The sequence below is a fragment of the Paenibacillus sp. AK121 genome (assembly GCF_019042715.1).
Lineage (GTDB): Bacteria > Bacillota > Bacilli > Paenibacillales > Paenibacillaceae > Paenibacillus > Paenibacillus polymyxa_C.
Genome location: NZ_JAHPJM010000013.1, coordinates 39,889 through 66,690 on the forward strand (window position 1 = coordinate 39,889; position 26,802 = coordinate 66,690).

The window sequence follows — 26,802 nt, forward strand, 5'->3', positions numbered from 1 at the left end:
CTTACGCCACATAAACTACGCCACTTCCTACTAACCTGGCTGAAAAAGAAGAGAATTGACGACGCACTCATACAACCGTACTCCGGCCATGAAAGCCGCAAGTCATTAGAGGTGTATTCAAGCTCGCCATTACCGAAACACAAACGAGTACAACGAGGTTATCCGCAAATTTCCAATCTAACCCATACGCTTGCACTTGGTGACAGCGACGCTGGTATTATCCCAATACGTGAATGAGGGATATCCCGTCAATTTCATTTATTTAAAGATACGTTATTTTTTTATTATTACAGAAAGATCCCCTTCAAAAATTTTTTGAGTCGTATGATTAAAAGTGGATAAATTCACAGTTACAATTCCTGTATTCTTTCGGTTATCTTCTAGATTAATGACTTCAACAACTACATGTAACTCATCATCAGGGTATACAGGTTTCATAAATCGGATATTATCCATAGCAGTACCAGCCACTACATCCTCACCGTATAAACCACACTCTACCCATAGTTTAAATGTTAGAGCTAATGTTTGGATTCCTGAAGCAATAATTCCTCCAAATATGCCTTCCTGAGTTTTCTTCTCATCCAAATGCATGTACTGAGGGTCAAATTCAGATGCGAATTCTATAATTTTTTCTTTGGTTACTTTTATAGAATCAGTCTCGAACCGCTGCCCTACAAAGAATTCATTAAACTTCATATTACACCTCTCGAAACGGATACTTTTACATAATGACTTCCGCAAAATTTAATTGTCAACAAGGAGTTTACTCTCTAGCTAGTATGTTTTTTGGAGCTTTTTGGCTTGGTCAATTCGAAGCTATGATGCACCATATCGTGAACTTCATCTTCTGGTAGATTACCATCTAATATTACTGTATTCCAATGTTCCTTGTTCATGTGATAACCAGGCTTTACTTCTTTAAACGCTTTTCGCAAAAAATCAGCATGATCAGGGTTGCATTTTAGGTTGACGCAAAGATGCTCATCATGATTGTATATCAAGGCAAAAATTTTTTTGTTCCCTTGATGTCTCATCGCAGTCCATCCGTCTCCAAAAGGGTGATCTTCATATGAACTTGGGTATGATAAGCAATGCTCAATAATTTCTTCTATTGTCATGACGAATTACCTCGATTTCTATTGGATCATCTATATATTAGACGCAATTAGGTTTCTTTGTGGTTTGCATACCATGCTGAAATCTCTTCCATCCGTTGTTTAAATTTCATTTCAGATCCTTGTATAGTGGGGTGGTAATATTCCCGTCCGATGAGAGAATCTGGCATGGTCTGCATCATTGTTAATTTTTCTTGTGTATCATGGGCATATTTATAACCTTTCCCGTAATTCAGTTCTTTCATCAACTTAGTCGGAGCATTTCGTAAATGCAAGGGAACAGGTTCATTTACGGAATGCAGGGCGTCTTTTTTGGCAGCTCTATAGGCCAAATAAGCTGCGTTGGACTTCGGGGCCAAGGTGAGATAAATGACAGCTTGGGTTAGATGTACATCGCACTCTGGCATACCAATAAACTGACAAGCCTGGAAGACAGTTACTGCTATCTCCAAAGCTCGGTTATCTGCTAAACCAATGTCTTCACTTGCAAATCTGACCAATCTTCGGGCAATAAATAATGGATCTTCTCCGGACTCCAACATGCGCGATAACCAGTAAATTGCAGCATTAACATCACTATTTCTCATCGCCTTATGCAAAGCAGATATGATGTTATAATGTTCCTCACCATTTTTGTCATATAATAATGACTTGCGATTTAACATTTGTACTAAATCATTTTTATTCACTACAATGGCTCCATCTGATTTTTTCCTGTGTAATACAGCCATTTCTAGTGTGTTTAAAGCTATTCTGGCATCTCCATCGCAATATTCAGCAATCGCTGATAGAACGCCTTCTTCGATCTCGATTGATTGATTATTAAACCCTTTTGGGTTCGCTAATGCTTTCTGTAATAGCTCTAAAATATCTGCATGATTGAGCGGATGAAGCACAAACACTTTACTACGAGAAAGCAAGGCTGAATTCACTTCAAACGATGGATTTTCGGTTGTTGCTCCAATCAATATAATGCTTCCTTTTTCCACATAAGGCAGAAAGGCATCCTGCTGTGCTTTGTTAAAACGATGAATTTCATCAATAAATAAAAGTGTTTTCTCACCTAATTGCCTGTTTCCTTCAGCTTCTTTCATGACACTACGAATATCTTTGATACCGCTAGTCACAGCGCTAAAATCAATAAATTTAGATTGGGTTTGATTGGCGATTATTTTAGCTAACGTTGTCTTTCCCACTCCTGGTGGCCCCCAAAAAATCATAGATGAAACTTGATCATTCTCAATCATTTCACGTAATACTTTTCCGGGTTCAAGCAAATGTTTTTGACCTACAAATTCTTCCAAATTTTGTGGACGTACCCGATTTGCTAAAGGCCGTCCCTGATCATACTCGTCATCAAATAAAGATCCTTGGATCATAAAATCACTTCCTTAAACAACGCATTTTAAAAGATTTCATAAGATAACATTAATATATAACTACAATTAGTGTTTTATTCAATTATGAAATATAGTAGTAGACACTCGAGTAAGTTAATAATTTCAAAGATGCTGCTGTCGAAATTCTGCAGGCGTACAACCTGTTTCACGTTTGAAAAATTTACTGAAGTGGGTTGCTTCCTTGAAGTTAAGTTTTTCCGCAATGTCACTAATAGAATAGTCCGTATGCATTAACAGACGTTTTGCTTCAAGATTAATCCGGGCCGAAATGAAAGCCTTTGCACTTATTCCAACTGCTGCCATAGTTGCTCGAGTTAGAGTTTTTTCCGTGCAGTTTAGACGAGTAGCGTATTCACTGACATGGCTCAACTTAGCGAAGTATTTTTCAACGAGTTTCTGGAAGCTTATAAAACGCAGCGATGTTTGAGAATCTATTGTTTCATTCATCCGTTTGCATTTATTAAGAATACTAAGCCAAGTTACAAATGCGTAGAGTTGGTAACGCAACAACATATGAATATCTTCTTCTGTCCCTTCAATCAACAAGTCTTCGATCATTTGTTCGATAGAAGCGATGCTACGACGCAACTCATTATGATTTAAATTTAGAATGCTTGGTAGCCTTCCAAAATCAAAAGCTAGTTTAAGCTCATTTAATGTTGATGTGTTAGGTATAAGAAACTCCGAACGAAACAAAATAATCCAACCATCCCAATTCTCATCATGTCCGAAATTATGAACTTGACCTGGGGATATGGCAAGAAAGGTTCCAGTGCTACAGGAAATCGGCTCAAAATCGACCCATTGTATACACTCACCTTGAGTAACACATATAAGCATATAGAATTCATATCTATAAGTTACACTCATCCTTTCTTTGGATGTCCGTTGTTTAAGATCAGAGACTCGAAAAATTTCTACATCGTATGGATAAGGTAGTACAGGTTGATATTTAAGACGTTCTATATTTCTTTTCTGCTTTGATATGCGAACCACTACATAAACCTCCTTTACTAAAAATGTAGAATGTCCGAAAAGTATCATTTATTTTCCCGGTTTTGCCTTTATCGTTTGTGTTGAATGACCTAAAATGATCATATCATTTCCAACATCTAAAAAAAAGGAGTAAAAAAAATGAGTGTAAATATCAAAGAAGTAGCTGACACTGTATTGAATATAGAACGCGCCAATAATGAACGGTGGAATCAAGGAGACTGCTTTGGGTACCTGGATAGTTACAGTGATGATATTTCATACTTCGATCCTGTGACTGAAAAACTTATTGTAGGTAATTCAGCGATGAGAGAACATATTTTGTCACGCTATAAAAATCCTAATATTATTCGGAGTGAATATCTCAATCCCGATGTCGCTGTCAGTGAAGCTGGTGATTTGGCTGTGTTGAGTTATAATTTACACAATTACGTAGCAGGAGAAGATGGACAAGAAAAACTTCAAAAAAGTTGGAATACTACTGAAGTTTTTCGTTTAATTAATGGCGAATGGCGCACAGTACATTCCCATTGGTCTTTTGTCCGCCATCCTGGGATTATATCGGGTCTTGATGCGTTCTAAATAAACACACCTTTTACTATAATTAATGAAACTCCCTTTATCAGTTGAACTGATGGAGGGAGTTTCTGTTCATTCGGAATTTCATTTATGTAAATATTTAAAATGAAGGGGTATCCAACATGCAGATTGATAATACGATGGCAAAAAAAATTTTGAGCGAAACCAAAGGAGCATCTACTGTTGGATTTACTCACTCTTTGAATCCTTTCAGTGGTTGTGCTTTTGGATGTAGTTATTGCTATGTTAGAGAAATGCCCATTCAAAAATATAAAGATATTCCTTGGGGAGAATGGATTGATATTAAACTTAACGCTGTTGAAAACTATAGTAAAGAAATTAATAGTCTTCGCCGAAGAAATAAACCTATCAATATATTCATGTCTACTGCTACAGATCCATACCAACCCATCGAGCGTAAGGTTGAGATCACAAGAAAAATATTAACGGAGATGATTGAATCTCCACCGGATTTCCTTCAAATCCAAACAAGAAGTCCTCTGGTGGTTAGAGACCTCGATATACTATTAGAATTGCAACAACGTTGTGAGTTATTAGTTTCTATGACTATTGAAACAGACCGAGAAGATGTAAAGCGACTTTTTGCACCTTTAGCTCCAGGGATCAACCTGCGCTTAAAGGCTCTTAGAAATGTCCATGCAGCAGGAATTGCTACACAGGCATCCATTTCTCCTCTTTTGCCTTTCACGCCAGATTTCCCCAAAAGATTACAGGGGATTGTTGATCGAATATATATTGATTCGCTGAACATTGGAGATGGTTTAAAGGGGAAGCGATCCGAGCAATTGGGTATGCCTTTGTTGTTTCAGCGAAATGGGTTTTCTAAATGGTATCAGCCTGATATTCATTTAAAAACGAACAACTATTTTAATAAATATTTTGACGAAAAGATTATATTCTTATCTTCTAGTAGAGAGTATCCTCTAAAGGGGAAAATATGTACAATTGATTAATCTACAAAAAAATGGGACAGTCATATTCTCTATTAGGAGATTCAATTGATGAAAACTCAATATGTTTTACATACACAAAGAGCAACTAAACAGGCTGCTCTTTGTGTATGTAAAATAATTTAAATTATAGAATTACCGTCCAGATTGGAGTTTCGACGCTTCACGTAGATGCGAATCCCCATTACGGGACGGGAAAAGGAGCTACGATTTATCGGTTCGTGAGCGACCAATTCTCCTCTTTCTACACGAAAGTCATCAATACGAACACTTGGGATGCCGTACACGTCATCGACGGTTTGCTCCACCATGAAACGGACTTGGCCATCGAGGTGCATTATACGGATACAGCCGGTTACACCGATCAAGTCTTTGGTTTAACGCATTTGCTCGGATTTCCCCAACAGGAAAAGATTCAAAAGATTTTGACTTGTTATGCAATTTATATTCGCTCTGATTGAAACCTAAGCAGTCACCCTCTGAATTTAATAAAAAGCCCGATGATACGTGCTCATCGGGCTTTTTATTAAATACTTATTATGAAGAGATATTCTTGTTATCCGTCATTAATAATTAGTATACAACTTTATTGTCTGTACACAACCTTCTTATATTCGGACACGTTTTCTTAATTTTTTAAATCTTATAAGCCTTCATTGCTTTTCTTAGCTCTTTGAATGAAGGTCGTTTCCCGTACATTAAGACACCCGTACGATAGATCTTTGCGGCCAACCAACCGAACAACAAAATGGAAACAACCAGAATGGCAAGTGACAGCCAGATTTCCAGCAAGCTCGCCCGTTCCAGACCAATCCGCAACAGCATAACGGTAGGAGAAAAGAATGGAATGTACCCAGCCACCTTAACGAAAATCGTATCAGGTGCGGCGATATTGAAGATACCGATATAAAAGGCTGCCAGTGACAGCACGGTAATTGGCATAATGGCCTGCCCCAACTCCTCGGTACGGCTAACAATGGAGCCCACCGCAGCGAACAGTACTGCATATAGAAAGTAGCCAAGGATGTAAAATATGAGACCATATCCTAGCACCGCGATATTCAGTTGCGACAGATCCAGCCCGGCAGAGCTAAGGATCACATTATTATGCGGCAGCATAAGATTGGCACACACAACGGCTGCAAAAACAGCAATTTGCAGCAGACCAACCAGGAAGATGCCGATAATTTTCCCAAACATTTGGGTCAACGGCGAAACACTTGTGATGAGAATCTCCATGATCCGTGAGCTTTTTTCCGATGTTACTTCTGCAGCAATCATATTCCCTGTCATCATGGAAGAGGTGAAGAATAATATCATCAATACATAGACCAAACCATAGTTAATCATTGAGGTTTCTTTTTCCTCTGTCCCTACAGCTCCCCCTGGTTCAGATGGACTGTCTACTTCTTTGCTATCCACCATTACAGGTGTACTGATTTCACGAATTTGATCGCTGGTCAACGATTTATTGCCTATAATAGCCTTGACCTTTGCTTCCTGAAGTCCCGTTTGCACCAATGTGATTACAGCCGGAGATGGCTCTTTTTCTACAGAGACGTACTCCACTTTGGGAAATGTGTCTCCCTTGGCGGCAGGCTCCGTAAACCGCACGTAACCTTGCAGCTTCCCATTTTTCAAGGCTTGCTGCATTGCTGGCGCTTGTACGCTGTCATAACGTACCCAGATGGCTGCCGGGTTGGACTGCTCCTTGGTAAACTGCTCCAGCTGATTCGCCACTTCTGTCTGGCTCCCGGCAATCAGCCCCAAGCGTTGATGCTCAGCTGCCGTTGTACCGGAACCTCCGGCCCCTTCTCCTTTAAACAAAGAAATCAAATATGGCAGATTCATGCCAACCGTAATAAGCAAGGCCAGTACCAGTGTCGTAATGATAAAAGATTTGGTCCTCGCCTTCTGACGAAACGTAAAACCGATCACCGTACCTAGTCTATTCATGGGAATCCCCCACCTCTCTTATGAAAATTTCGTTGAGCGTAGGTTCCTTGATCTCAAAATGCTCCACATCCGTTTGCCCCAACGCTGTTTGCAAAATTAACTTCGCCGCAGCCGGCTGCTCAATATGCAGCATCCAGCCACGATCCATATTCTCTATGCTGCGTACGCCTGGCAGCTGTTCCAGCCCGCTCACTTCACCCGTAGTGATGAGACGAACTTTTTCACGTGGATAGCGGCCTTTAATCTCTTGCACACTTCCTTGCACCACAGTATTTGAGCGATGCAAAATCGTAATATGTCGGCACAGTTCCTCCACATGCTCCATACGGTGGGTTGAGAATAAAATCGCAGCCCCATCATCCCGTAATTCCTTCACCGTATCCTTAAGTAATTCGACGTTCACCGGGTCTAGTCCACTGAAGGCCTCATCCAAAATGAGCAGCGTTGGGCGATGCACAACCGCGGCAATAAAACCCATTTTTTGCTGATTTCCCTTGGATAGCTCCTCAATCCGCTTGTCATAATATTCCGGCACTCCAAAGCGCTCCAGCCAGTAGCGTAGACTTTTGTCTGCCTCCTTGGCCGACATTCCGCGCAGCCTGCCCAAATAGTTAATTTGCTCGCTCACCTTCACCTTGGGGTACAACCCACGCTCTTCGGGCAAATAGCCCATTGTCCGCTGAAGCTCCTTGCTGTAGGGCTTGCCCTCATATTGGATGCTTCCCCCGTCAGGGTAAATCAGACCGAGCACCATGCGCATCGTTGTCGTTTTGCCTGCTCCATTGCCTCCCAGCAGTCCGTAAATCTCGCCGCCGTTCACATTCAGCGATATTCCATTTACCGCCGTATGGTTCCCATATTGCTTCACGACCTTTTCCAATTGCAGCATACTCATGATTGTTTTACCCCTTCCTTCTCCATAAATGTCTCTGCATTCGCAGATATTTGTCCTGCAGACCAATATATTAAAATATCATCCAGTTCCAGACGCCGCACACGGATGGGGCGAATCCCCGCTTGTTCCAATATAGCACTGGCCTCCCCGGCTGCCAGCGTTATAATTCGCTGTAAATTCCCATCACTCTCCGTCTCTACAACTCCCGGAAGCTCCGATGCCTCCTCTGGTGTACCTTCAAACCACATTTCCTTGCCATTTTCGAGCAGATGGTCTTTTTCCAGTTTGCCAAGCAGCCTGCCATCGTGCATCAAGACAATATAATCCGCCAAACGCTTGATCTCGTCCATGATATGGGTAGCAATAATGATCGTCGTTTTGCCGTTCTTCATACAATCCCGCAGTTCATCTAGCATGATTTTCCAAGCAAAAGGATCTAAACCTGATGAAGGCTCATCCAGCAGCAACACACGAGGGTGTGGCGCCAAGGCAGCAGCCAGTTCGAATTTCCGACGCTGTCCCTTGGACATACGCGATAATTTCGTATGTGATGGAACCTGAAAGCGGTCCATTAAACGCTGAAAACGTGTTTCATCCCAGCCGGGATACCACAATGCTCGAAAAGCCGCTGCTGCTTCTGCCGTTAATCGATCCTCCTCACGAACCGGCTGCTCCGGTATATACCCAACCCATTGTCGTGTATCTGCCGGCATGCCGTCGGGGTATGCTTGACCGAACCAACGAATCTCACCGGAATCCGGATGAACAAGCTGAGTCAGCAAATGAATCAATGTGCTTTTCCCTGATCCGTTATGTCCAGCCAAAGCGACCACATATCCTGGTTCAACCGTTAAATTAATCGGCCCAATATTCCGGTTACCCCGGGTTTTATAGACCTGGCTCATCTCAATAATTGGTGCTTTCCTCTGTATTTGCGTAGGAACTTCCACATGATTGTTCACAGCTGTCACTCCTTCACCTGGACTTCATACCTTCTTTTCACCATTTCTGCAAAAAGCTCCAATAATTCCTGCTCTGTCATCTGTACAGCGATGCCTGTGGCAATCGCCGTTTCCAATGCCTCGGTCACCGCTTTAAGGCGGTAACCTGAGCGCATATCATCCTCGACCAGAGCGACAAAGGTGCCCGTTCCCTGCCGGGTACGTAGCAAGCCTTCGTTCTCCAAATCCTGATAGACCCGCCGGACGGTGATTACACTACAACGAAGCGTCCCCGCAAACTCACGAATGGAGGGAAGCAGCGTTCCCGCTGCAATTTGTCCGGTTACTATGAGTGAACGAAGCTGCTTTTCAATCTGCGCATACAGCGGTTCCGCGCTATTCTCATCAATTTGCACTGGAATATTCACCTGCTTTCCCCCCCTTTTTTGTTATTTTTGTACACATACTCTAAGTTAAGTTCCGTTTCATGAGTTTACGCTGTGTCACCCGATAGGACACTGACATAGCCAGAACTCCTGCTAACAATGCTCCCCACATCACCGGGGACAACAGCAACCATTCCTTACTGTAAGAAGCCGTTATCGATACCAGATTGGCCCCACATACTCGAGCTATAATCGTAACCATCCCGCACATTAGCATGATCACAATAGATAGCCAGAAGTACTCTTTTCCTCTTTTCAAAAATTCCAAGTGAATATAAATGGCTTGAATGAGCATTCCGTAGCCTATCCAGGTCAGAGCAAACGATACAAAGAAACCTGTGCTGGCATATACCCGAAGCGTACCTGACAACGTAAACAAAAGAGCAAAAAATATCACACTATTCGCAACAAACGCCAACACCGCCTGTTGAATTCGACTCATAATTACCGCTTTCATCGGTATAGGCAAGGTGCGGAAAAAGGCTAGCATGTGCGTATAAGAATCTTCCTGCAAATATTTGAACGCTCGACGGTTATAAATGAACCCCAAAAACGGAATCAACGTCAGCATGATGAAATCAGCTACTGGACTCAAGGCTGCATGCTCACCCCATTGCACACTTACTGCAAAACTCATGGTAAATCCCAAATACGCAATAAACAGCAACGTCCATAGTGCTGCATATGGATTCTTGCGAAAATCCTGACGGGTAATCATCCATGCTTGCTTCATGATCGTCATTTTCTTATCCTGATCCCTTCTGCACTGCCTTTGAATAACGACCTCATTCGCTCTTCATTTCGAAGGTGTTACGACAGTGTTCAGTGTTATTACTGTATATATCCTTATACACAGTATATAAACCAAGATTTACAGTTGTCAACCACCTGAACAATATTGTGCGTACAATCACAATAGCTCGTTTGGACCTATGCTACTCTGTAAATGAAAAACGTTCTCAATCGAGGGGATGAACAAATGGATAAAATACTGCATTGGGATGAGTCCATATTTAACCTTGTTAATCGTCATCCTGAAGTGAAGGACATTATGGTAGAACTAGGTTTTCACGATATTGCCAAGCCCGGTATGCTCCAAACCGCAGGACGTTTTATGACACTGTCCAAGGGAATTGCATTGAAGAAAATAGGTATGGAAACTGTGCAGCAGACGTTTATGCAACATGGTTTTACCATTCAAAAATAAAGGGGTTAACGATCATGAGCGAGCTAATTAACAACCGTGAACATACAGCACAGGAATTAACGGAGCGTCAGCGAACACTGAAGGAAATTATTAAAGAACTACATGCTGGGAAAAGCGTGGAGGAAGTCAAAGCTCGTTTTGCAGAGGCTGTTGGTGGAGTGAGCGTGGCAGAAATTTCAGCGATGGAGCATGCCTTAATGACTGAGGAAGGAATTCCGGTGTCGGAAGTCCAGCGCCTCTGTTCCGTTCATACGTCGATATTCAAGGGCTCTATTGAGGATATTCACCGTCCTGCAGGACCTGAGGAACAACCGGGACATCCTGTTCACACCTTCAAGCTGGAAAATCGCGAGATCGAACGGCTAGTCAACTTTAAGCTGGCATTGCATGCAGAGCAATTTCAAAAAGAAGACAGTCCCAAGGTTATTTACAAGCTACTTGAGGATTTAAGTCTGCTAATGGATGTAGACAAACACTATAGCCGCAAAGAAAATCTAGTATTTCCTTATCTAGAACGTTATGGGATCTTTGGTCCAACCAAAGTAATGTGGGGAGTGGACGACGGCATTCGCGCCGCAATCAAGGATGCGAAGAAGCTGCTCACCGAATATAACGGAGATCGTGAGCAGATCGGGAAGGCGCTTGCCCATATCATGAGCGAAGTGAATGAAATGGTATTCAAGGAAGAAAATATTTTGCTGCCGATGGCACTCAGTAAGCTGACCGAGGATGAATGGCTAAAAATAGCCCGGGAAAGCGAGGAAATCGGTTTCTGCCTGACCGCTCCTGAGCGTGAATGGATACCTGAACGGGCAGAGGAGCCTGTAGAAGCCCTTGAGCAAAAAGAAGACACTTCTGGAACTCCGCAAGGGTTCGTGCGATTTGAGACAGGGATTGTATCTGTACAACAATTGGAACTGCTGTTGAATCATCTGCCTGTGGACCTGACCTTTATCGATGAAAATGATGTTGTTCGCTATTTCTCTCACGGTAAAGAACGGATCTTTGCCCGCACAAAGGCCGTCATTGGTCGTACCGTGCAAAATTGCCATCCGCCGCAAAGCGTGCATGTCGTTGAGAAACTGCTGGAGGATTTTAAGGCCGGCCGCAAGGATGTTGAGGATTTTTGGATTCCAATCAAGGACAAATTTGTCTACATCCGTTATTTTGCCGTTCGGGATAACGAAGGACGCTATCTGGGAACGCTGGAATTCACGCAAAATATCGCTCCTATTCGCGCCTTGGAAGGACAAAAACGTATTCTATCGGAATAGCAGCCAGCCGTAAGCCACCATGTTCAGGTTTTTGCCACCCATATTTATAATATGCTGTTCTACTATAGGCTTGGCCCCCAGTCTTTCATAAAAAGTACACGCTGGATTATCTGCCAGCACCCACACCATGACAGAGTGAATATCCATACTATTAAAATGTTGAAGCAAGCGTAGAAAAAGTCTCTTGCCGAGCCCTAAACTATGGTATTCACTCAAAACATAAATAGCCGTGATCTCTCCCCCATACGGGGGATATTCCCCTGACTTTTCCGGACCTCCACTCACAAATCCGATAATTTCCCCCTTTTCATTTTCAGCAACATATACGAGGTGACCATCTTCAGTAGATAGATTCGCATTCCATAATTCTATTCTTTGTTCATAGGAAAGACGTTCCAGAACCTCGTCAGGCATGATATCTTTGTATGTCGTTCTCCAGCAGTCTACGTGCACCTTGGCGATGTCTTCGGCATCTGATATCATCGCTTCCCTGATCATCATGTGGGTTCCACTCCTAGTTTCCAATATTATGCCTCCTATTATACCGACGATCCGAATCTCGATCTATGATCTATAACAAGAAGCTCATTGTTTGGTGAAGTGGATAGGCCATGCTAAAAAACTTACCAAGAGAGTCTTATGCACACGACCCGCACATTGGACTCCCTATGGCACAATACTCTTTTACGAGGTCAAAATATAAGGACCGTTCTTTGTAATCGCAATGGTGTGCTCATATTGAGCGCCCCAACTGCCGTCTGCTGTGCTGATGGTCCAACCATCATCCCCCCAGAGCACCGCGCCTTCGGGTCCGAGGGTAAATACCGGCTCAATGGTAATCACCATCCCTTCGCGCAGTGGCAATCCTGTTCTGGCACGACCGTAGTGGAGAACGTCCGGCGGTTCATGCATTTGGCGGCCGATCCCATGCCCGATCAGAGATTTGACGTTACCGTACCGCCGCCAGCCTGCCGCTTTTCCCACCGCATGCCCGATATCCCCTAATGTCCTGCCGGGGCGGGCAACGTCGATGCCTCGCATTAGCGCCTTATGGGTGTGCCGCAACAGCTTTGCTACCGGCCGGCTGATGTTACCCACTGCGTAGGTCCATCCCCGGTCAGCCAGCCACCCGTCCTTGTTGACCACAATGTCGATGGTCACAATATCCCCGTCATGAAGCACCCGCTCCGAGGGAAAGCCGTGACATACCACCTCATTGACCGAAGCGCAGGTAGCATAAGGGAACCCTTTATAGCCCTTTTGTTCAGGCGTAGCTCCACGCTTGCTTAGAAATTGCTCCACCCAAGCATCGATTTCAAGCGTTGTGATTCCCGGAAGAATACGACTTTCCAGCGTACGATGGCAATCTGCCAAAATACGTCCGGCCTCCCTCATGTAGCCGATTTCCTCCGGTGTTCGTATCGCTATTTCTATTGGAATCCGCCTCCTTTGAGCATACAAATTCACTAAACCTATCCCATTGTATGCAGGACGGACACAAAAAAACCGTCTCCTCTGTGGATGACGGTTTATAAAAGTCGTGTTTCTAGTTGTTCGTAAGCGAACCCTTAAGATACTGAAGAATTTATGCGGCCGAGTTCGTTTTCCACCACCATGGTCAACTCTTCCTCATACCCTCCTGTTATCCGGTATTTTCGCACATATTCCTTTACAAATTTTTTGGGATCCTTAGGCCGGAAAATTCGAGTCATTTCCCGCAGACTTTCCTTAACTTCATTATGACCTTTCGTTGCCATGTAACTCCCTCCCAAAACGTTGAAAATAAGTGCTCCGTTGAAGAGAATGCCGAAAAGTATTGATGTCCTTATGCAGTGAAGTAGTATGTCTAGTGCAGCTTAGGTCGGGAATGCCTTATGCGAGGCATGTACCTGACACTATTATTAACCGATTTTCTTTTGGCTGAATCACTACCCCATTATACCATATTCAGATACAGCTTTCAGCTTTCCAGTAAATTTACATTGATTTTACCTATCTTTTACGCTTCATATCATTTGGAGTTCTCAATTAGCTGCTGCATAGAGGTATATACCTTATTTATCGGCTTTTGGAGCGTATGTGTTTGGGGTAAAATAAATAAACATAACAAGGGGGGGAAAAGGATGAGCCGTTATGCTCCACTGTTCACTGCACCTGTTGCCCGTCTGTCTGCGCTGAACCTCGGAACTTGTGAAGAGGAAGACATCGATGCCTCCCTACTTGATCAGGCAGACCACGAAATCCGAGCCAAATTTCCGAAAATGCATAGCTTTCTGCTGCTTCGCCACGGCAAGCTGATCTGGGAACGCTATTACAACGGTCATGAAGCAAGCTCCCTGAACGATTTGCGTTCCGCAACCAAAAGCTTCACTTCCACGCTCGTCGGCATTGCTATGGCACGTGGGGATATGCCCGGACCAGAGACCGCTGTGCATAAGTTGTTGCCTGAGTATTTACCCAAGCGGAAGGAAACACTGCTAGAACGGATTACAATTCGTCATCTGTTGACTATGACGTCAGGCTTGTATTGGCAGACGGGCAAAAAGCTCGGTGAAGCCTTTATCCACCGTTTTCATCGCAGCAAAAGTTGGCCGTCCTTTGCCCTACGCTTACCTGTACAGGAGGATCAAATCGGCGTATTCCAATACCGCAGTGTGGATTCACATCTGTTGTCCGTTCTGCTCACCCGTTGCTGTGGCATTGACGCCTATACCTATGCTCTCCAGCATTTATTCGAACCGTTAGGGTTCGGAAAAAGTGGTTGGGCACAAGATCCAGAGGGCTACACCATGGGCCACATCGGACTGTATCTGACGTCGCGAGACATGGCTAAATTCGGCGATTGCTGCCTTCATCAAGGCATCTGGAGTGGAAAAGAATTGATTCCAGCCGATTGGCTGCATGAGGCGACGCAGCGACAGATTGAAGGCTATCCGGAATTCGGAGATTACGGATTCCAATGGTGGACTGGACGACTCCACGGCATTGATTATGCGTGTGCACACGGACATGGAGGACAGCAAATTTATCTGATACCGGAAGCGAATGCAGTCGTGGTATTTACAGCAGACAGCAAGGTAAACCGTTGGAAAAACCCACGAACATTGCTAGAGCGTTTCGTTTTGCCAGCCGTATCCTCCCTCAACTTGGAACGTTCCTGAAATGAGCTACATGTGCTTATTGAATATAGGGGGCTAAACAATCATGGAAGTCTCAGCACCGAAAATTCTAATATTATACGCCAGCTACGGGGAAGGCCATGTGCAGGCCGCCCGGGCAATCATGGATAGTCTGCGAAGACTCGGACACTGCGAGGTACAACTACTCGACCTGATGGCTGAATCACATCCATGGTTGAATGGGCTGACCAAATTTGTATATATGCAAAGCTTCAAAACCATTCCACAGCTTTACGGCTGGGTCTATAACATCACGCGCGGTATGCAGGCTAAATCGGCCTTTGGCCATGTGTTGCATTCATTCGGAATGCGTCAACTTGCTCTCACACTGAAAAAGGAGTTGCCGGATCTCGTAATCCATACGTTCCCGCAGCTCGCTCTCCCGGCGTTACGCCGCAAAATGGGAATGAATTTGCCTATTGTCAACGTGGTTACAGACTTTGACCTGCATGGGCGCTGGCTGCATCCCGATATTGATCGCTACTATGTAGCCACTGAGGATCTTCAGCAGGAAGCCGTACAGCGAGGAATACCTATCGAACGTATTGCCGCGACCGGGATTCCGATTCACGCTTCTTTTTATAACCTATCTGTCAACGAAGTCCCTGATCAGCAACAGGTAATCCCACCGTTACAAACTGAGACGACCACGTTGCTCATTATGGCAGGTGCATATGGTGTGTTATCCGGCATACTGGATATCTGTCGTCATTTAAGCCGACTTCCGCAGCTACGACTGCTGATCGTCTGCGGACGCAACCAGCAGCTAAAAGCAGAATTGGATGCGCTGTATGCGGACCACCCCGACATCTACACCTACGGATTCGTGGACTACGTCCCGGCACTTATGCGAGCAAGCAATCTGGTGATTACAAAGCCCGGTGGTATCACACTCTCGGAAAGCATCGCATCGGGTTTACCTATCTTGGTGTTCAAACCCGTACCCGGGCAGGAACTAAATAATGCTCTGTATCTGCAGCAAAAAGGAGCTGCCCGCATTGCTCGCACAACAGAGGAACTGATTCAACATTGTCTGGATCTGATCTCCACCCCCTCTCTTGCTAAGGAAATGAAGCAGGCGATTGAGTTACTTCGCAAACCTCATCCCGCAGACCAGATTGCCGAGGATATTTTACTGCAGCTTGTGGATAAAAGAACCTCTGTCCGGACAAATTAACGAAGAATAAGCCAGACGGAGGGGATACCAATGGAACACAAAGGAAAGGATTTACTCCCACTAACGGGTGAAAAGGTAGAAGTGGATGGTATTTATGTGGATGAGGATGGACATGAGCAACATTTGCACAGAGGCCAGCACTTTCCCGCTGATGTTGTTTTGGGTACTTCCGAGTGGAAAATGACCGAATATGCCTTTGATAACCATCACGAAGGACGTACCGATGAACGACTTATCCCCAAAGAGGATGACAAGAATAAAATGGGTAAAATCACGCACCCACGCCGCCATTTAAAAACTGGTGATCGATAATTACGGAAGTATATCCACAATTACACCCAATATGTTGATAGTTTGTGGACAAACTGTGTGCAAAGTATGAATTATCGTAATATTATCTACAGATTGTGCACAATTTGTGTATAAATCATGTTATTTCTGTGGATAAATATTAATATGCGGTGGATAAAGTGTATACAACATGTGCAAAACATGTGCATAACCGTTTAAAAGGCTGAACGAATTCTTTTCGTTCAGCCTTTTTCGCATTTTTATACACATTCTCTAATTCATTTTTTTACCGAGATCGGGTATGTTCGAACGAGAACATCGCTCCCGGAACGATGAGTTGCCCAAACAGGACTCTATCCCATTAACGGAGACTAATCAAAAATTCGCAAATAGCGCATAGAGGAGTGTAAAATGGAAACGGGGACGAACAGAGTCAAAAGAAGGAATTACCGAAATGTAAAAAGAGTAGGGGTGATCCGAATGGCATCTATTAAAATCCTTTCACTTAATGTCGGCATGCCCAAGCAGATCCAGTTTAATCAGAAGGACGTTTCTACGGGGATATTCAAGTCGGCCACAGATGAATATTTGTATTTATCTTATCTAAACTTCGAAGGGGATGGGCAGGGCGATCTAGTTCATCACGGGGGTAAAGAGAAAGCTGTATGCGTCTATCCCTACGAGCACTATCCGTTCTGGGAAAATGAATTGCGGAGACCGCTCGATTACGGCGCGTTCGGGGAAAATTTAACGATAAAGGGTTTGCTAGAATCCGACGTTTGCATTGGAGACGTCTTTAAGCTTGGCAAAGCTATCGTTCAAGTTAGCCAGCCGAGACAGCCTTGCTACAAGTTGTCCATCAAGTACGGCGTACCGGACATGCCATTGAAGGTACAGCAAACAGGCTACACGGGATTCTACTTCCGCGTTCTGGAAGAGGGAGTTGCCTCTAAAGCCGACGGACTATCCCTCCTTCATCGCCATCCGAAAGCAATTACGGTTTCATTTGCCAATCGAATTATGCATCAAGAGAAGGATCATATCGAGGGTATTAAACAAATTCTCGAAGTGGAAGAATTGTCCGTAAACTGGAGAAATACGTTTCTAAAACGTTTGGCGGGAACCGAAACGGATTCTCGGGAAAGACTATCAGGCAATTCGTAAGGTGGAAGTGGTTCAATGAGTTAGTATGTTTTGTGTAGAGACAACTTTTTTACCGAGATCGGGCATATCCTTCAATCCTATCCTCATAGCTTGTATAGTACGGAGACTTAGCTTGAATCTTTTATAAAGGAGGATATGCCTGACATGTCAGTCTATAAGTCTTCCACAGGATTGGATGAAAATATAGCAGCTGTCCTGTGCTATTTGTTCGCCTTTATTGGCGCGCTGGCCTTTGTCATGCTGGAAAAGAAAAGCCGATTCGTATTATTTCACGCACTGCAATCCATACTTCTTTTTGTAGCCCTCATGATCGGACATGTGCTGGTCGGATTCATTCCGCTACTCGGTCCTTTCCTCGCTTCCCTGCTAACGCTGGCAAGCCTTGCCTTGTGGATTATCTTGTTAATTCGTGCGGGACAAGGAAAGTGGCTCAAGCTTCCCTGGATAGGCGATCTGGCTCTTCATCAAGCTCGGCAGTTATGAAAACAGCAAAAAACCTTGATCCTAAGCAAGGAATCAAGGTTTTTTATGTTTGGGCAGTTCATTTTTTACGCTAGCTTCTTCTGTCATATATGGATGTGTCCCAGCTTATCTGGATTAACCATTAAATAAAAATTCTGAATATGCTCCCCGTCCGGTGTCAGTATGAGGCATAAGGTTTCTCTCACTTCACCGTCTTTCAGAAATGCCAGCTGAACCTCACCATTAATGACGGTGTGGACCACATCTCTTTCTCGTAAAACGGTTAATACCCGACGAGAGGTCAACAGGGCGAGAACGCCTTTGCGTACAACCATCGGCCTCATCACTGTATGCACATTACCTCCACCATCTGACACGAATATAGGTTGTTCAGCCAGTAGTTCCAGCATAGCAGTCACATCGTAGGCGAGAAAAGCGGTTGTAAAACGCTCTAGCAGTTTTACCCGGGAAGAGTTATTTATATTAGGACTGATTGGAGCTTCAGGAGCAGATTCTCCGGAAGATAGAATACGACGGGAACGACTGAACAACTGCCGACAGTTGCTCTCGGTCTTGCCCAGTAATTCTGCAATTTCTTTATAATCATATTGAAAAGCTTCTCTCAGCACAAAAACAGCTCGCTCTATCGGTTTTAACTGCTCAAGCAGAACCAGAAATGCGTAAGAAATCATATCTTTACGTTCCAGCCAATCGGCAGGGAGATCTGCACTCTCACCCAGCGGCTCCGGCAACCATTCTCCTACATATGTCTCTCTTTGCTTACGCGCAGAATTCAGTAGATTCAGACATCGATTCATCGTCATTTTGGCTACATATGCTTTGGGATTCTGTATATCATTCAGGGGCTTATTCTCCAGCTCGACAAAGCAGTCTTGAACGACATCCTCGGCATCCGTAACCGTTCCAAGCATGCGATAAGCAATGGCAAAAGAATATTTGCGATATTTCTGATACAGCTCTTCCAGACTTACATCCACCGATTCTTGTTCAATCCCTTGTTCTTTGCCAGTCAAAGTGTAGCCCCCTGTTCATTAAAGACTGCCTGGATACATCCCGGTCGCTATGGCAATCCGGTTCCAGCTGTTGATCACATTAATTGCGGTAATCAAATCTACATACTCTTCCTCTGTAAAATGTTCTCTGACTCGATTATACAAGTCTGTGGGTACCCCTTGCTCTGAAATATGAGTGACCGCTTCAGCTAATTCAAGCATAGCACGTTCTTTTTCTGTGAACAAAGGAACCTCCCGCCATAAAGCAAGCTGCAAAATGTGGTCAGCATAATCCCCTAGTTTTAGCAAATCCTTTGCATGCATATCAAGACAATAGGAACAGCCATTGATTTGGGATACTCTAATTTTCAGCAGTTCGTACAATACTTTGTCTGTAAAACGACCGGAAATATATTTTTCCATCTCCATCATTGCCTTGAATGTACTAGGACTCACTGCTCTGTGGTTAAATCTTAAACTCACGATACATCGCCTCCATTATTGGTTTACATACAGAAGACAAATGAACATGTGATTTTGTGACAAAGTGCAATACATCAATTTGGAATTGCCCTCAATTGACATAGCATGTATTATAGATAAATGATTTTATGCAAAGAAGGTGTGCACTCACATGAGTGGAAAAGGTTTTATTAAAGAATTTAAAGAATTCGCTGTACGGGGTAACGTGATTGACCTCGCAGTCGGTGTTATCATTGGTGGAGCGTTTGGCAAGATTGTTACTTCTGTGGTAAACGATATTATTATGCCTCCGATTGGTAAACTTCTGGGCGGTATGAATTTTCCAGACTTATATGTAGCTTTACAAGCTGCCGACCCTCTAAATGCTGACGGTACACGCAAGACTTTGGCACAAGCCAAGGAAGCAGGGATTGCGGTCCTTGCCTATGGTCAGTTTATTAATGTCCTGCTAGATTTCCTCATCGTGGCCTTCTGTGTGTTCATGCTGGTCAAAGGGATTAACATGCTGAAGCGCAAAGAGGAAGAAAAACCTCCTCAGGAAAAAACAATCAAGGAGTGCCCACATTGCCTGTCCGAAATTCCTATAGCTGCTACCCGCTGTGCACATTGCACTTCCAAGCTAGAGGGATTCGTTGAAGCACGCTGACTCGAACTACATTCCTATGAATACAACAAACGGCTTAAGACGGTGCATCGTCTTAAGCCGTTTTTAGCATGGCTCTAAAAATCATTAATTGAAGTTGGTGATAATACCCCGAGGTCTGACTGGCAAACCTTCTGCGTACAGATGGGAGATATCACCGAAGCCAATGCAACGGGGAACTGCCCATTCCTTGGAGCGTTCATCAAACAAGATGGTGGTTACGGAGCTAGGCGGCATCCAGAAACCGGACCAAACCAAAGCCAACGGTAGTTCCAACAGATGTGCAAGCCAGGTTAGCCCGAAGCCGCCATGACAAAATACGGCTACCCTGTCTTCCGTGTGCTTCAGAATTCGGTACCTGCCCTCCACCCGCTCAAAGCCTTGCCGCTTCAAAAATTCATCAGAATGAACTTTCAGTCGCTCGAAGGTTTCAGGACTTTGCGTCCCCTGATAATAGGAAATTTCCTTCCAAGAATCATGGGTCGGCAGAGGCGACCCGGAACGAATCACTTCACCAGGCAAATCCCAATGGGAAAGACGACCGTATGGAGTATCCTCCAGCTTTAGAGCCAGCTCCTGCGTCCAGTCCTCCACTTCATAAGTCATACCGAGAGAGTCGGCGGTGTACCGCATCGTATCCAAGGCCCGTCCCAAAGGAGAGACGTAAATACGGTCCAGTCCGTGACTGGACAGCCGTTTGGCCAATGCCTTGGCTTCCAAATGACCCTCTGGCGTGATGGTGTTGTTAGGATAATCGGGGTCTGCATGTCGGATAATATACAATCTCATTATTTGTTCTCCGTTCCTATGAATGGCGACAGGATCGCTTTATCTCATTCCAACAGTGAGTTTTCCTAATTTTTAATGCTTATTCAGCAAGGTTTCCAAAATCGCGCGCAAATCCCTGTCTTCCTGATAAACTTCCTCACCCGTATCCAGCTCAATTACCCGGATATATGTATAGTTCGCTCTGGCATCGACGGGTTTAAAAATCAATTCCTCGGGATTGTCTGGACGCACATCATAGCCCATATTCTTGAACATATCTGTTATTTGATCAATCCCCGGCTTGCCTCCGCTTTCCAGCATAATCAGCCCACGCAGTTCCTTGGGCTCCTCTGGATGCATAACTCGGAAATGTACAATACATTCCATGTAAAATCGCTCCTTTCAATCATAAAGCTATGTTATGGCGCAAATCCCCATGTTCCCAGCATACCCCAAAAGCTACTCCGCATTCCACATCGTCCATCATATCGTCAGAACGGAAAACACGTTATACTGTAAAGTAGACTTTGATTTTCTGCATATGATAGGAGGAATCACGATGACTAGCGAGCTTCTGGATATCTACGACGATGAAGACACCCCCCTCGGCACAGCCTCCCGACAGGAAGCACATGCCAAGGGCTACTGGCATCATACCTTTCACTGCTGGCTGGCACGAGACACCTCGACAGGCCGCCGCTTGCTATTCCAACAGCGTCAGGATACAAAGGACACCTTTCCCGGATGCTACGATATTACAGCCGCCGGGCATTTGACTTCAGGCGAAGATATGTCCCAGGCGGCTCGCGAGCTGGAGGAAGAACTAGGCATTTATGTTCCCTTTACCTCCTTAACACCACTGATGACCGTTCGGTATGAAAGTAAAGGTACCGCACAGGGCACCTCTTTTTGGGATCGGGAGGTCAGCTCGGTGTTTGGACTGCTGTCCAACCAGCCCCTGGAAGCCTATTGTCTCCAGCAGGAAGAAGTAGCCGGACTGTACGAAGCAGACCTTGACCAAGCACTAGCCCTGTTTGAAGGCCATATTCCATTTATCGAAGCCCAAGGTATTACGTCAGGGCCGAACCCGGAAAAAACTCGCCGCCTGATTACACCGGATCAATTCGTGCCTCATCAAGCGGGCTATATTACATCTGTATGCCGGGCCCTGATGGAACTTCCCTCCCAGTAATCCTTATACTATTCTCCGGCTGACATATATTTGCCGATAATGCTTTCATACCGCCAGCCATATCGGGTCGACAGCTCGCTGCCCATATCATGCTCCAGCTCATACAAAATAAGATCCTGGGCAAAATGATCAAGCAGCAAACCTGTCATCACCGGATGCTCGGTAATAAGCGCCTGTGTCGGGCAATTCTCTCCCCGCATACCCAGCATGCACCAACGCCGATCAATAACAAAGGAAAACTTACGCCCTGACGTTTCCTGTCCGTCTGTACCAGACGCACGCGGTAGCCACGGTCCCAACATACTTTCTCCGTTGTCGCAGGACCATAGCAGACGCACACCCCGACTCTCGGCTTTTTTCAACGCTTCCCGCAACAGTTCGGCTTCCTCGCGCCACAAATCCAGCACAATCTCATGCTGTGCCCGTTCCAGCTCGCGTGTCAGACTTTCCAGCACCTTCCGGTCACCTTCCACGTTGTAGAAGGTCGGCTTGGCTGGTTCTGTTCGTGGCATCTCCTTCTCCACCGCCAGCAGGGACTCCCGCATCTGCCCTTCGATCATTCGGGTCAGCTCACCCGGCGGCGGCATGCTGTAGCGTACAGGCTCTCCCGCACTCGCTCTGAGATATCCCTGCCCGGCCAAACGCTGCAAAGCTGCGTACACGTTGGAGCGCGATGCCCCCAAACGCTTAGCAACTTCATAGCCGGAAGCCGCATTTTGTCTCGAAAGCTCGACCATCACCTTGGCTTCCATCTCCGTAAAACCCAGATTCCGCAGATGTTGCAGCAAACGCTCCATATGTTCTGTTCCCCCTATGCTGCCCGGCGTTATATCTGTGTCCTGCGGCAGCCTGTTCGGCTGCGTCAAATCTGTTCAGCTCCACAGCGCGGGCACCATTTGGAGCCTTTGGGTAATTCCGCTGTGCAGATTTGGCATTTTACATTTTCGCGTATTTGCGTTGACGGTGTTGCCCGCTTCTCTGCCCCCGAATTGTTGGCCTTCCAATATCGAATGCGCTCGTCCAGCTCCTCCTGACGCTCCCGTTCACGTTCCAGTTCTTCAAGACGATGGTGTTCTTTCTCCAGTTCTTCCTGACGACGGCGCTCCCACTCTTCATCGAATGCCGCTTTTTCTTCCGGAGTAAAATCAGACACCGTGTAATTGCGGTCTGATTCCGTTGGATCGTGCGTTTCATACCGCTCATCCTGTTCATGCCGATCGATTACTTCATCTTCTGCATACTCCATGTAGGCAGGCACAGCATCCTTCGCTGCCTCAGGCTTGCGCAGATCAAAAGAATAGGCGTCTGTTGGCACCTCTTCCCGCACGGCCGCTACTTGCTTGGAGGCAGCCTGTCCTCCATTTAACTTGCGTCCGCATTTGGGACAAAAGTTCGCATCCAGCGGCACAACTGCACCACAGGTACATAAATGGGCGTTTTTCAATTCTGCAATTCTACTGCGCAGCTCATCAATTTCATCCTGAAGCTCATCACAAGCAGTAGACAACTGTGTCATCTCGGTTTCAGCCACTGACATATCGGATGCCCGGTAGCCTTCGTAAAAGATTTGACCCATTCGTAAGAAATGAACATCCATTTCCTGCTGAATCGTTGTAATTTGCGAATTAATCTTACTAATCTCGACAGCATGCTGCGCCTTTTCTGTTGCGCGATTAGCGCCTTCCTTTATACGTTGAATCAGCTTCATCGTCATTTCCTCCCCATATCCAGCCGGATTTCACTGTACCGTCCGTATATCCCAAAGTTTTTTTCTGTTGGCAAGCCTCGAACTCCTGTATAATGGAATGCGGTCATATCGCCTGTTTGAGGCTATAGGCATTGGCGTCAACCTATTAACGTTCTGACGCTCCTGCTCTAGATCCGCATGAATTCAGCATCATTTTTAGTCCATTCGCCTTGTTCTTATCATCAACTAAAGCTGACTAGAACTCTATCATACCAAAAACTACCCCCATTTGTGAAAATGGAAGATTTTAAGAACGAAAGGGGTTTCAGGATCATGAACCCAAATCCTGCATTTTACCCCCGACCTATCGGGGTTCCTTATTCAACGACGAGCCCTCAGGCACGTCGAGCCTCTATGGATACCAGTATAACGCTGGTACCCGACACCGACCAAGACGCGGCTTATTTTCGTGCTATAGAGAACGCGGGCATTCATCTGAACCGCCCGCAGATTCAGGCTGTACGCCATGGTAAAGGCCCCCTTCTAACCCTGGCAGGGGCTGGCTGCGGTAAAACCACGGTGCTGGCTGCCCGTGCAGGCTACCTCATGGCGATGCGGGATGTCCCTGCATCGTCCATCCTGCTGGTAACCTTCACCAGCAAAGCAGCTGCCGAAATGAAGCTGCGCATCGCGGGACTACCCGGTGTGCGACCTGCCGCTGCACGCGCAGTACAGGCGCGTACCTTCCACTCATTCGCTTTGGCGATGCTGCGACATCGCGGTGTGCAAGATGAAGTGTTCGGTGAGACACAGGCCCAGCATACCGTTATGAAAATGATGCTGCGCCAGCTTGGACTGAGTGAGGCTTTCCAGCCGGAAAGCCTGCTGTCCGCCCTCTCCGCCTGGAAAGCGGAAGGCCGTAGCGCAGATGAGCTGCCGGAAACCATACGCGAGGAAGCGGATGCCAAGCGTGCCATGCTCGCCTATGAAGCGTGGAAACAGGAACGGAGCAAAATGGATTTTGACGATATTCTGCTGCGTGCCTCCGTTCTCCTGCGTGATCCGGATGTGCTTCTGCCGCTTCAACGACGTTTTTCCTATATCATGGTCGATGAATTTCAGGATACGAATGCCCTGCAATACGAAATGGTGCAACGATTGGCTGCGAGGCATCGCAATCTGATGGTCGTCGGAGATGATGACCAGACGATCTATACCTTTAATGGAGCCCGCCAGGAATCCATTCTGGAGTTTGATAAGGTCTATAAAGATGCAAAGGTCATTACTCTTGATATTAATTATCGCAGTGATGCACGCATTTTGGGGCTGGGCTCCAACATCGTCGCCAAAAATGTCCATCGACGCTCCAAACGTCTTGCGGCTGCCGGGCGTGAGGGCTTGCCGCCACAGTTTGCCACCCCATCTGGGCCTGAGGAAGAGGCGGGACATATTGTTACTCATCTGCTCGGGCAGGTAGAAGAAGGTCGTCTTCGCTATCGGGATATCGCTATTTTACATCGGACAGCCAGCGGAAGCCGATCTATTTTTGAGCAATTAATTATGCGGGATGTCCCATTTATTCAGTACGGAGCAGGAGCCGTATTTTACGATCAGTCTCTGATTCGTCCCTTAATGGATCACTTGCGCTTGTCGCTGAATCCCCGTCGAATGGAATCCATTCCAAGTACCCTTGGACCGCTGTATGTCTCCCGTGAGGCTGGGATGGAATGGATTATGCGCGAAGAGAAACAGCAGGCTAAAAAATACCCGCTAATCCACCTCAGCCGCTGGGATCGACTACGTGATTTTCAGCGTGAACAGGTGAAAGAACGCATTCGGTTGATTCGCAGTCTCACTACCATGAAGCCTGCCTATGCCATTCAAGAAATGCGGCGCGTCTTTTATGACAAGTATTTGGAAAGCGGAGATACGGGCGCGTGGACACATTATAAGGAAACGATGCAAGAAAGTCTGGAGGAGCTTGAAACGGCAGCCAAGCGCTTTGACACGGTAGAGGCATTCGTCAACTTTGCGGACGAGCTTTCAGAGCGCCACCGCCAGATGGAATCTCTGCGCAGAGAGGAAGACAGCGATGCTGTTCGGCTCATGACGATCCACCGTGCCAAGGGACTGGAGTTCCCTTGCGTATATTGGATCGGAGCAAGTGAAGGCATCCTTCCGCATAGCTCGGCTCTACACAGCGAGCTGCCAGAGGATCGTCGGGCAGGCGCCGCCCCCGCAACGGCTGTGGATAACGATGCTGCGCTGGAGGAAGAGCGCCGCCTCGCTTACGTGGCCGTCACCCGGGCGAAGGAGCTGCTGTACATCACCTCCCCCGCCTCCAATCACGGCAAGCCTGCCGCCGTGTCTCGCTTCTTGCTGGAAGCCTATGGGGTCACTCCCCCCGAGACTTCCAAGCCGGACACGCGTCGCAGCAGCTTTGGCCAACCAAAGGGTACTTCGGGTTATGGCAGCCGGGCCGGTGGTGGTTCGCCAGCGTCTGGCACGGCAACCCGCGTGAGCAGCAGACCGGGGTCAACCCCAGCCGCCACTACAGCACGGACGGCCTCGGCGGCGGCTAGGTCACAGACAGAGCCACGCGTCGATGTGCCTGTGTGGAAATGCACGGACGCCGCCTGCAAGGCGTGGATGCGGCGCGACACAGTAGGTGGACGCCGCACAACTACGGCCAGTGCAGGCACGCCACCGGTGTGTCCGCTTTGCTCCTCCCCGATGACGGAGGGAACGCGCAACATCCCGGCCAGATAAGTGCGAGGCGTGTATAGCCGCTATGGAGCTGTACTCCCACTGCATTCGTCATTTCCAGTCCGGCTTGTGCAGACCTGTAATGAATCCAAAAAAGCACTAATGTACATTTTCCCGGCACCCTGCAAAAATAAGTTTTAGACAGACTAAATCAAATAAAAAACGGTAGACTAGGATGTGAGAATAAAATCCTAATC

General features: G+C 46.0%; 31 protein-coding genes and 1 pseudogene. 14 read left to right on the plus strand and 18 right to left on the minus strand.

The genetic code is table 11. The features are described 5' to 3' along the window. Positions 1–54 precede the first annotated feature (54 nt). Complete coding sequence (locus KSP24_RS25375) at positions 55–237, plus strand: hypothetical protein (protein WP_253806569.1); 183 nt, start codon at positions 55–57, stop codon at positions 235–237. A gap of 36 nt (positions 238–273) precedes the next feature. Here the strand turns inward: KSP24_RS25375 and KSP24_RS20325 are convergent, their stop codons facing one another. From KSP24_RS20325 to KSP24_RS20340, 4 genes are all read right to left on the minus strand, one after another. Further along, positions 274–699: a MaoC family dehydratase gene (locus KSP24_RS20325; protein ID WP_013369260.1), complete on the minus strand. Its 426-nt coding sequence runs from the start codon at positions 697–699 to the stop codon at positions 274–276. A 74-nt stretch (positions 700–773) separates the two neighbouring features. After that, positions 774–1,121, minus strand: a complete 348-nt coding sequence (locus KSP24_RS20330) for an MmcQ/YjbR family DNA-binding protein (RefSeq protein WP_216976438.1) — start codon at positions 1,119–1,121, stop codon at positions 774–776. Positions 1,122–1,168: 47 nt separating this feature from the next. Beyond that, entirely contained in the window at positions 1,169–2,497 is a 1,329-nt protein-coding gene (locus KSP24_RS20335; protein WP_216976440.1) for a replication-associated recombination protein A, read from the minus strand. A 123-nt stretch (positions 2,498–2,620) separates the two neighbouring features. Further along, positions 2,621–3,514 (minus strand): helix-turn-helix domain-containing protein, encoded by an 894-nt coding sequence (locus KSP24_RS20340; RefSeq protein ID WP_216976442.1) that lies wholly within the window; start codon positions 3,512–3,514, stop codon positions 2,621–2,623. Positions 3,515–3,652: 138 nt separating this feature from the next. On the opposite strand from KSP24_RS20340, the gene KSP24_RS20345 reads away from it, so the two are divergent. The 3 genes and pseudogenes from KSP24_RS20345 to KSP24_RS20355 form a co-directional block, all read left to right on the plus strand. Further along, positions 3,653–4,093 (plus strand): YybH family protein, encoded by a 441-nt coding sequence (locus KSP24_RS20345; protein ID WP_216976444.1) that lies wholly within the window; start codon positions 3,653–3,655, stop codon positions 4,091–4,093. 119 nt (positions 4,094–4,212) lie between these two features. After that, complete coding sequence (locus tag KSP24_RS20350) at positions 4,213–5,064, plus strand: SPL family radical SAM protein (RefSeq protein WP_165084247.1); 852 nt, start codon at positions 4,213–4,215, stop codon at positions 5,062–5,064. Between the two features lie 137 nt (positions 5,065–5,201). After that, positions 5,202–5,486: pseudogene (locus KSP24_RS20355) on the plus strand (Tn3 family transposase); the annotation flags it as partial. Positions 5,487–5,697: 211 nt separating this feature from the next. Here KSP24_RS20355 and KSP24_RS20360 read toward each other — a convergent pair. From KSP24_RS20360 to KSP24_RS20380, 5 genes are read right to left on the minus strand one after another with little or no spacing between them, the layout of a single operon-like run. After that, the gene (locus tag KSP24_RS20360; RefSeq protein ID WP_216976446.1) at positions 5,698–7,017 is read right to left on the minus strand and encodes an ABC transporter permease; all 1,320 of its coding nucleotides are present in this window, start codon (positions 7,015–7,017) and stop codon (positions 5,698–5,700) included. Further along, the gene (locus KSP24_RS20365) at positions 7,010–7,912 is read right to left on the minus strand and encodes an ABC transporter ATP-binding protein (protein ID WP_013369246.1); all 903 of its coding nucleotides are present in this window, start codon (positions 7,910–7,912) and stop codon (positions 7,010–7,012) included. Before KSP24_RS20365 ends, KSP24_RS20360 begins: the two co-directional genes overlap by 8 nt. Further along, positions 7,909–8,874 carry an ABC transporter ATP-binding protein gene (locus tag KSP24_RS20370; protein WP_216976448.1) on the minus strand — a complete coding sequence of 322 codons (966 nt, stop codon included), beginning with the start codon at positions 8,872–8,874 and terminating at the stop codon, positions 7,909–7,911. Before KSP24_RS20370 ends, KSP24_RS20365 begins: the two co-directional genes overlap by 4 nt. Before the next feature lie 5 nt (positions 8,875–8,879). After that, the gene (locus KSP24_RS20375; protein ID WP_013369244.1) at positions 8,880–9,281 is read right to left on the minus strand and encodes a GntR family transcriptional regulator; all 402 of its coding nucleotides are present in this window, start codon (positions 9,279–9,281) and stop codon (positions 8,880–8,882) included. A 40-nt stretch (positions 9,282–9,321) separates the two neighbouring features. Next, on the minus strand, positions 9,322–10,041 hold the full coding sequence (locus KSP24_RS20380; RefSeq protein WP_025675800.1) for a hypothetical protein: 720 nt from the start codon (positions 10,039–10,041) through the stop codon (positions 9,322–9,324). A 237-nt stretch (positions 10,042–10,278) separates the two neighbouring features. On the opposite strand from KSP24_RS20380, the gene KSP24_RS20385 reads away from it, so the two are divergent. Both KSP24_RS20385 and KSP24_RS20390 read left to right on the plus strand, forming a co-directional pair. Then, positions 10,279–10,506, plus strand: coding sequence for a DUF1858 domain-containing protein (locus KSP24_RS20385; RefSeq protein ID WP_025675801.1), 228 nt, complete (start codon positions 10,279–10,281; stop codon positions 10,504–10,506). A gap of 14 nt (positions 10,507–10,520) precedes the next feature. Then, positions 10,521–11,780 (plus strand): DUF438 domain-containing protein, encoded by a 1,260-nt coding sequence (locus KSP24_RS20390; RefSeq protein WP_013369241.1) that lies wholly within the window; start codon positions 10,521–10,523, stop codon positions 11,778–11,780. Here KSP24_RS20390 and KSP24_RS20395 read toward each other — a convergent pair. The 3 genes from KSP24_RS20395 to KSP24_RS20405 form a co-directional block, all read right to left on the minus strand. Then, on the minus strand, positions 11,769–12,281 hold the full coding sequence (locus KSP24_RS20395; RefSeq protein ID WP_025675803.1) for a GNAT family N-acetyltransferase: 513 nt from the start codon (positions 12,279–12,281) through the stop codon (positions 11,769–11,771). The genes KSP24_RS20390 and KSP24_RS20395 overlap by 12 nt on opposite strands. Positions 12,282–12,464: 183 nt before the next feature. After that, entirely contained in the window at positions 12,465–13,247 is a 783-nt protein-coding gene (gene map / locus KSP24_RS20400) for a type I methionyl aminopeptidase (RefSeq protein WP_081275993.1), read from the minus strand. 101 nt (positions 13,248–13,348) lie between these two features. Continuing rightward, positions 13,349–13,537, minus strand: a complete 189-nt coding sequence (locus tag KSP24_RS20405; RefSeq protein ID WP_007428354.1) for a hypothetical protein — start codon at positions 13,535–13,537, stop codon at positions 13,349–13,351. A 366-nt stretch (positions 13,538–13,903) separates the two neighbouring features. Between KSP24_RS20405 and KSP24_RS20410 the strand changes: the two genes are divergently transcribed. The 5 genes from KSP24_RS20410 to KSP24_RS20430 all read left to right on the plus strand — a co-directional run bounded on the left by KSP24_RS20410 (position 13,904) and on the right by KSP24_RS20430 (position 18,074). After that, positions 13,904–14,941: a serine hydrolase domain-containing protein gene (locus KSP24_RS20410; protein ID WP_064964309.1), complete on the plus strand. Its 1,038-nt coding sequence runs from the start codon at positions 13,904–13,906 to the stop codon at positions 14,939–14,941. A 43-nt stretch (positions 14,942–14,984) separates the two neighbouring features. After that, complete coding sequence (locus KSP24_RS20415; protein ID WP_216976450.1) at positions 14,985–16,136, plus strand: MGDG synthase family glycosyltransferase; 1,152 nt, start codon at positions 14,985–14,987, stop codon at positions 16,134–16,136. 30 nt (positions 16,137–16,166) lie between these two features. After that, positions 16,167–16,448: a hypothetical protein gene (locus KSP24_RS20420; RefSeq protein WP_019686045.1), complete on the plus strand. Its 282-nt coding sequence runs from the start codon at positions 16,167–16,169 to the stop codon at positions 16,446–16,448. 459 nt (positions 16,449–16,907) lie between these two features. After that, positions 16,908–17,591, plus strand: a complete 684-nt coding sequence (locus tag KSP24_RS20425) for an MOSC domain-containing protein (RefSeq protein WP_043886083.1) — start codon at positions 16,908–16,910, stop codon at positions 17,589–17,591. Positions 17,592–17,735: 144 nt separating this feature from the next. Then, positions 17,736–18,074: a DUF4870 domain-containing protein gene (locus KSP24_RS20430; protein WP_040102217.1), complete on the plus strand. Its 339-nt coding sequence runs from the start codon at positions 17,736–17,738 to the stop codon at positions 18,072–18,074. A gap of 83 nt (positions 18,075–18,157) precedes the next feature. On the opposite strand, the gene KSP24_RS20435 is transcribed toward KSP24_RS20430, so the two are convergent. Continuing rightward, a complete protein-coding gene (locus KSP24_RS20435; RefSeq protein ID WP_025675808.1) occupies positions 18,158–19,087 on the minus strand; it encodes a sigma-70 family RNA polymerase sigma factor in 930 nt (309 codons plus the stop codon). A gap of 18 nt (positions 19,088–19,105) precedes the next feature. Beyond that, complete coding sequence (locus KSP24_RS20440) at positions 19,106–19,549, minus strand: carboxymuconolactone decarboxylase family protein (RefSeq protein ID WP_016819535.1); 444 nt, start codon at positions 19,547–19,549, stop codon at positions 19,106–19,108. Between the two features lie 151 nt (positions 19,550–19,700). On the opposite strand from KSP24_RS20440, the gene mscL reads away from it, so the two are divergent. Next, on the plus strand, positions 19,701–20,195 hold the full coding sequence (mscL, locus tag KSP24_RS20445; RefSeq protein WP_013369231.1) for a large conductance mechanosensitive channel protein MscL: 495 nt from the start codon (positions 19,701–19,703) through the stop codon (positions 20,193–20,195). An 84-nt stretch (positions 20,196–20,279) separates the two neighbouring features. On the opposite strand, the gene KSP24_RS20450 is transcribed toward mscL, so the two are convergent. Then, positions 20,280–20,981, minus strand: coding sequence for a histidine phosphatase family protein (locus KSP24_RS20450; RefSeq protein ID WP_216976452.1), 702 nt, complete (start codon positions 20,979–20,981; stop codon positions 20,280–20,282). Between the two features lie 72 nt (positions 20,982–21,053). Next, on the minus strand, positions 21,054–21,347 hold the full coding sequence (locus tag KSP24_RS20455) for a hypothetical protein (protein ID WP_013308601.1): 294 nt from the start codon (positions 21,345–21,347) through the stop codon (positions 21,054–21,056). 172 nt (positions 21,348–21,519) lie between these two features. Between KSP24_RS20455 and KSP24_RS20460 the strand changes: the two genes are divergently transcribed. Next, the gene (locus tag KSP24_RS20460) at positions 21,520–22,152 is read left to right on the plus strand and encodes an NUDIX hydrolase (RefSeq protein ID WP_025677106.1); all 633 of its coding nucleotides are present in this window, start codon (positions 21,520–21,522) and stop codon (positions 22,150–22,152) included. Between the two features lie 8 nt (positions 22,153–22,160). Here KSP24_RS20460 and KSP24_RS20465 read toward each other — a convergent pair whose 3' ends face one another. Together KSP24_RS20465 and KSP24_RS20470 are read right to left on the minus strand one after the other, a co-directional pair. Then, entirely contained in the window at positions 22,161–22,949 is a 789-nt protein-coding gene (locus KSP24_RS20465) for a TrmB family transcriptional regulator (protein WP_216976513.1), read from the minus strand. A 65-nt stretch (positions 22,950–23,014) separates the two neighbouring features. Next, positions 23,015–23,860, minus strand: coding sequence for a zinc ribbon domain-containing protein (locus KSP24_RS20470; protein ID WP_216976454.1), 846 nt, complete (start codon positions 23,858–23,860; stop codon positions 23,015–23,017). Between the two features lie 312 nt (positions 23,861–24,172). Between KSP24_RS20470 and KSP24_RS20475 the strand changes: the two genes are divergently transcribed. Continuing rightward, positions 24,173–26,608 carry a UvrD-helicase domain-containing protein gene (locus tag KSP24_RS20475; RefSeq protein ID WP_064964305.1) on the plus strand — a complete coding sequence of 812 codons (2,436 nt, stop codon included), beginning with the start codon at positions 24,173–24,175 and terminating at the stop codon, positions 26,606–26,608. Positions 26,609–26,802: the final 194 nt, after the last annotated feature.